This window comes from Actinomadura soli, from assembly GCF_005889715.1.
GTDB classification, from domain to species: domain Bacteria; phylum Actinomycetota; class Actinomycetes; order Streptosporangiales; family Streptosporangiaceae; genus Spirillospora; species Spirillospora soli.
Window position 1 is genome coordinate 1 of the sequence record NZ_VCKW01000466.1, and the last position, 3350, is coordinate 3350.

Here is a 3350-nt window from a genome sequence, read left to right on the forward strand (position 1 = left end):
CCCCGAATACTCCGCCCCCGAATGCACCAACCCCCGCGACGCCGTCATCTGGGACAAAGCCGGAGAACGCGTCATGGCCGACGCCGCCAAACGCGCCGCCATGGTCCCCGGCACCCACCCCATCCAGCTCTACAAGAACAACACCGACAACAAGGGCGCCTCCTACGGCTGCCATGAGAACTACCTCATGCGCCGCGAGACCCCCTTCGCCGACATCGTCCGCCACCTCACCCCCTTCTTCGTCTCCCGCCAGGTCGTCACCGGCGCCGGCCGCGTCGGCATCGGCGTCGACGGCCGCGGCGACGGCTTCCAGATCAGCCAGCGCGCCGACTTCTTCGAAGTCGAGGTCGGCCTCGAGACCACCCTCAAACGCCCCATCATCAACACCCGCGACGAACCCCACGCCGACCCCGAGAAATACCGCCGCCTCCACGTCATCATCGGCGACGCCAACATGGCCGAGCTGTCCACCTACCTCAAGCTCGGCACCACCTCACTCGTCCTCGCCATGATCGAAGACGGCTTCCTCACCGTCGACCTCTCCGTCGACATGCCCGTCGCCGCGCTCCGCGCCGTGTCGCACGACCCGTCCTGCAAGCACCTGCTCACCCTCCGCGACGGCCGCAAGATGACCGCCGTCCAACTCCAGATGGAGTACCTCGAGCAGTCCCGCAAGTACGTCGAGGACCGCTTCGGCGCCGACGTCGACGAGATGACCAAGGACGTCCTGGACCGCTGGGAATCCGTCCTCCACCGCCTCGGCGACGACCCCATGCAGCTCTCCCGCGAACTCGACTGGGTCGCCAAACTCGCCCTCCTGGAGGGCTACCGCAGCCGCGACGGCCTCGACTGGTCCCACCCGCGCCTGCAGCTCGTCGACCTCCAGTACACCGACATCAGGCCCGACAAGGGCCTCTACAACCGCCTCGTCGACCGCGGCCGCATCGACCGCTTCGTCAGCGAGCCCGAGGTCGAGGCCGCCGTCGAGGATCCGCCCGAGGACACCCGCGCCTACTTCCGCGGCCGCTGCCTGCGCCAGTACGCCGACTCCGTCGCGGCCGCCTCCTGGGACTCCGTCATCTTCGACGTTCCCGGCCGCGAGTCCCTGCAGCGCGTCCCCACCCTGGAGCCCCTGCGCGGCACCAAGCAGCACGTGGGCGCCCTCCTGGACCGCTGCCGGACGGCCGCCGACCTCGTCGCCACCCTGACCGGCCAGAGCTGACCTCACGCCCTCTGGGGCTGGACGCCACACGACCGTCGTCAGGTACCTGAACGCTTCTTGGATAGTGCCGCTATCGAGCGTTCCAAGGGCTTCTGACCTGCGCAAACAGGTGACGTCTCAGTATCGTGACCGGTATGCCCGTTTCAGTGGCGGCGCGGCGGGCGATAACCCGAGCATGCCCCCGGTCCCCGGGCGGAGGCGGCGAAACGGACGTTCAAGATCCGCTCGCCGTCGAAGATCGGAGATAGGGTCGAGGGCACCGGCAGAGCGGGAGGTACGGAATGGCCACGAAGGACACCGGCGGTCAGAAGCAGACCACTCGACGCACCGAAGAGGTCGAGGAGACCGAGGCCACGACCACCGAGGACGCGCAGGAGCGCCAGGAGAAGCTCACCGACGACGTGGACTCAATTCTGGACGAAATAGACGAAGTACTAGAAGAGAACGCAGAAGACTTTGTCCGTGCATACATCCAGAAGGGGGGGGAATAATACCATATGTCCGATTAAATCGGACACTCCAGAGTGGATGGCAAAGCCGGGCATAGTTCGCACAATCTCAAAGCGACTGGAAAGGCATGAGCGAGGCCGATATGGTCTCGCTCATGCGTTCGAAGAAATGTCTCGACTGCGGCGAGATCAAGCCTGCGACGGAGTTCTGGAAGCTCAAGGCATCCAAGGATGGCCTGGCTTACTACTGCAAGTCGTGCTTCGGGGTGCGCAACGGCCGCTATTACCGGAAAAAGCAGACAAGTCTCGGCAAGCAGACAAGGGCATACCGCAGGTACTCGGATGTCCCGGATGGCAAGAAGTACTGCGCACGGTGCGACGAGATCAAGCCGGTCGGGGAGTTCGGCAGGAATCGATCCGAAAAGTCTGGATACACCACGTACTGCCGTCCATGTCACGCGGCGGCGGTGGCGGAGATCAGGGTCCGTAACCACGGAAGCGCCCGCAACTATCTCCTCAAGCTCCGCTACGGCGTCACCGAGCAGCAGGTCGATGAGATGATCGCTGAGCAGGGTGGAGTCTGTGTCATCTGCCTCCGCGCGGACGCGAAGCACGTCGACCACGACCACCTGACCGGGCTGGTTCGCCGCATTCTGTGCTTCAAGTGCAACGGCGGGCTCGGGCAGTTCGATGACGATCCCGACCGGCTCCGCCTCGCGGCGGACTACCTGGAGCTACGGGGCTCCCACGCACGGCGGATGCGTATCGAGCTCGGCGCTCCGGTCTTCGGTGGCCCGGACCGTGTTCGCTGGGACCCGTTCTGGCGGACGAAGGGGAACTCCCTGAAGCCGGCGCGCCACTACCACAGGCGGCAGCGGTACGGGATCAACGATGACGACGCGGAGTGGCTGCTCAAGGTGCAGATGGGGCAGTGCGCGGTGTGCTTCGACTTCCCGGCCGAGCACGTCGACCATGACCACGTGAGCGGTGCGGTGCGCGGGATGCCGTGTTCGGCGTGCAACACGGGCATGGGGCAGTTGCGGGACGATCCGATCACTCTCCGCCGCGCGGCGGACTATGTGGAGGGTCGTCTCGTGCAGATGGTGGCGGCCGAGGACGGCGGTACCCGCCTGTCGCTGACCGTTCCGGACGTCGATCCGGCGACGGTCCCCAGGGGCGGCTGGAAGGCCCTCTGGGAGCAGGACGGCGAGTACCGGAAGCAAACCTTGCCGTTCGATGAGGAGCTCGACATGCCGACGTGGGGCGCCCTGGGCCCGGAAGGGGCCATGAGCCCTGTCTGAGCCGCCGGAGCCGCCGGATCGGCATGGCGGGCGGCCGGTGGGGCACGGGTTCGCCGTGGGCGGACTGGGACGGGGATCATGCGGCATGCGCGCGGGCGACCTTGAACAGTAGGGTCGTAGTCGTCCGCGCCGGTGGGGTTGGGCAGGGAGCCGGTGCATGGTGGAGGAAGGGAGTCGCGTGGCGTCCCACGATTCGCACAGCGGGCGTCTGCCGGGGTTGTTCGCGAGCCCGGACACGTCGTCGTTCACGGAGTTCCTGGGCGGGTACTCTCCGGAGTTGCTGCCCGGCAGGCGGACGCCGCCGGCGTCGCGGGCGGGCGATGACATCCCGCACGGGACGACGATCGTCGCCGTGGGGTTCCCCGGCGGGGTGGTGGT

The 3350-nt window shown here is 66.7% G+C and carries 3 protein-coding genes and 1 pseudogene; all 4 read left to right on the forward strand.

Annotated elements, in window-relative coordinates; genetic code table 11:
* The coding region (gene dop / locus ETD83_RS40675; RefSeq protein ID WP_138650582.1) for a depupylase/deamidase Dop at window positions 1-1222 on the forward strand (1222 nt) is incomplete at its 5' end.
* Between the two features lie 281 nt (window positions 1223-1503).
* The gene (locus ETD83_RS40680) at window positions 1504-1713 is read left to right on the forward strand and encodes a ubiquitin-like protein Pup (RefSeq protein ID WP_138650583.1); all 210 of its coding nucleotides are present in this window, start codon (window positions 1504-1506) and stop codon (window positions 1711-1713) included.
* 86 nt (window positions 1714-1799) lie between these two features.
* A complete protein-coding gene (locus ETD83_RS40685; protein ID WP_138650584.1) occupies window positions 1800-2972 on the forward strand; it encodes an endonuclease VII domain-containing protein in 1173 nt (390 codons plus the stop codon).
* Window positions 2973-3150: 178 nt separating this feature from the next.
* Window positions 3151-3350, forward strand: a pseudogene (locus ETD83_RS40690) (proteasome subunit beta); the annotation flags it as partial.